The sequence below is a fragment of the Synechococcus sp. genome, assembly GCF_982614295.1.
Genome location: NZ_CEXBMR010000030.1, coordinates 1 through 2,168 on the forward strand (window position 1 = coordinate 1; position 2,168 = coordinate 2,168).

Sequence of the window (2,168 nt, forward strand, 5' to 3'; positions counted from 1 at the left end):
CAGAACTATTGCTAAATTCCAAGGTTAAATGCCCCTCCCAGCCGGCTTCTGCTGGTGTTGTATTTACTATTATTCCAAGCCTTGCATAGGTGCTTTTCCCTAAACAAATTACTGTGATATTTGCAGGTACCTTCATCTTCTCTAATGCCACTCCCAGCCCGTAGGAATGGGCCGGCAGTATGAAATATGAACCATCAGCATCAGTTTGCATTGGTGCTGGTTCTAAATTTGCTGGGTTGAACCTCTTTGGATTCATTACCGTGCCCGGCACATGCCTAAATATCAAAAATTCTTTTGCTGATAGGCGTAGGTCGTAGCCATAACTAGAGCAACCAAAACTCAATACGGGATTTGCCCTGTTATCAGGATCCAAATGGCGCACCAAGGTGGCTTGAAATGGCTCTAGCAACCCATTTTCTGCCTGTTCATTAATCCAGCGGTCGTTTTTTAGCATCGTTCGCGGCGCAATTCGGTTACTTGATCTGCAAGCGCCATCAGCGACGCCGGCATTTGAGGCCCTGTGAGGATTACATCCATACGGCTTGGCCGCTGCCCCAAGGTGGCCACTACTTCAGCTTCATCAAGCAAGCCATAGGCAAGCGCAAGCCCTAATTCATCAAGCACCACCAAATCAGCCGCACCTTCCAGCAGCCAGCGGCTGGTTTCTTGCCATAAATCCTGCACCGCTTGCCGTTGCAGCCCATCATCTGGGCCCTTGAGGCAATCAGCTACCGCTGGCCTAAGCCAGGTGAGCCGGCCGCACATCTGCACCGGTTTTGTTGGGCCTTGATCAACACCGCCTCTCAAAAACTGACTCACCAGCACCGTGCTGCCAAGGCCTGCGCTGCGTAGCGCTTGGCTAAACACACTGGGGCAACTGCCGCGATAAGCCGCTGTATGCACCTGCAATAACCCCTCCGGCTCGCTAACCAGCAGCCGTAATGCCGCCCCAGCCCTGCGTTGGCTGGGTTCCGCAAGGCTGCTGAGCATAAAATCACCGCGGGCAGAAGAAACCCGAATGTAGCGGTGAAACGTTCTTGCACAAGCTTTAAACACCACAGATAGTGCAAACATTTGTACTGTGCAATATTTGGTGTTAACCGCTACCAGGCGTTAATCCCTGCCTCTATAGGTTTTGCACATTGGAGCAAGGCTTAATGGTTGTTTCAACTCCACAGCTCGGCATCCAAGAAGTGATGCGCAGCTTGGTGGGCACTAGCTCCGAAATCGTTGAGCGGGGAAAAACAATCTTTTTCCCCGGTGATCCGGCCGAAAGGGTTTATCTGCTTAAACGCGGCGCGGTGCGTTTATCGCGCGTATACGAAACCGGAGAAGAAATCACCGTTGCCTTATTGCGAGAAAACAGCCTTTTTGGCGTGCTTTCTTTGCTTACCGGCCAGAAATCCGATCGTTTTTATCACGCGATCGCTTTTACCCGTGTTGATTTGATCAGTGCCCCTGCCACCTCAGTGCGGCAGGCGATCGAAAAGGATGCCCGAGTTGCTTTATTGCTTTTGCAAGGCCTTTCTTCTCGCATCCTGCAAACCGAAACCATGATCGAAACCCTCACCCATCGGGATATGTCTTCCCGGTTAGTGAGCTTTTTATTGGTGTTATGCCGTGATTTCGGTATGCCCGGCACCCGTGGGATCACAATCGATCTCAAGCTTTCCCATCAAGCGATCGCAGAAGCAATCGGTTCTACCCGCGTAACCATTACCCGTTTACTTGGTGATTTACGCAACGATGGCCTCGTGGAAATCGATCGCAAACGCATCACTGTGTTTGATCCGCTTGCCCTTGCAAAACGTTTCAGCTGATCATCCTTCAGCGATACTGGTGCCCTTGTTAGTGCTTTCACCGTGACCGGCTGGCTGCTGATTTTGGCGGTGCTGCTGCTCGGTGGAGTGCTTGCCACCATTGGTGATCGCCTCGGCAGCCGCATAGGTAAAGCGCGCCTGAGTTTGTTTCGGTTGCGCCCCCGCAGCACTGCTGTGCTGATCACAGTGCTAACAGGCAGTTTGATTAGTGCCCTCACCCTTGGCTTGATGCTGGCCGTTAGTGAACAGCTGCGGATTGGTTTATTTCAGCTCGATAAAATCGAATCAAAACTCTCGAATGCCCGTAAAAATCTTGATTTCAGTGTTGTTCAATTAAGCCGCAGCGAA

Annotated in this window: 4 protein-coding genes; 2 read left to right on the forward strand and 2 right to left on the reverse strand. The window is 51.4% G+C overall.

Going from position 1 to position 2,168, the window contains the following annotated elements; translation table 11 throughout:
- The coding region (locus AC2JC8_RS06355) for a dCTP deaminase (protein ID WP_484594380.1) at window positions 1-454 on the reverse strand (454 nt) is incomplete at its 3' end.
- Complete coding sequence (locus AC2JC8_RS06360) at window positions 448-990, reverse strand: cob(I)yrinic acid a,c-diamide adenosyltransferase (protein WP_255133249.1); 543 nt, start codon at window positions 988-990, stop codon at window positions 448-450. The genes AC2JC8_RS06355 and AC2JC8_RS06360, both read right to left, overlap by 7 nt.
- Before the next feature lie 167 nt (window positions 991-1,157).
- On the opposite strand from AC2JC8_RS06360, the gene ntcA reads away from it, so the two are divergent.
- A complete protein-coding gene (gene ntcA, locus AC2JC8_RS06365; protein WP_461556519.1) occupies window positions 1,158-1,820 on the forward strand; it encodes a global nitrogen regulator NtcA in 663 nt (220 codons plus the stop codon).
- Window positions 1,821-1,862: 42 nt separating this feature from the next.
- A partial coding sequence (locus AC2JC8_RS06370; RefSeq protein WP_484594381.1) for a DUF3084 domain-containing protein occupies window positions 1,863-2,168 on the forward strand: 306 nt, incomplete at its 3' end.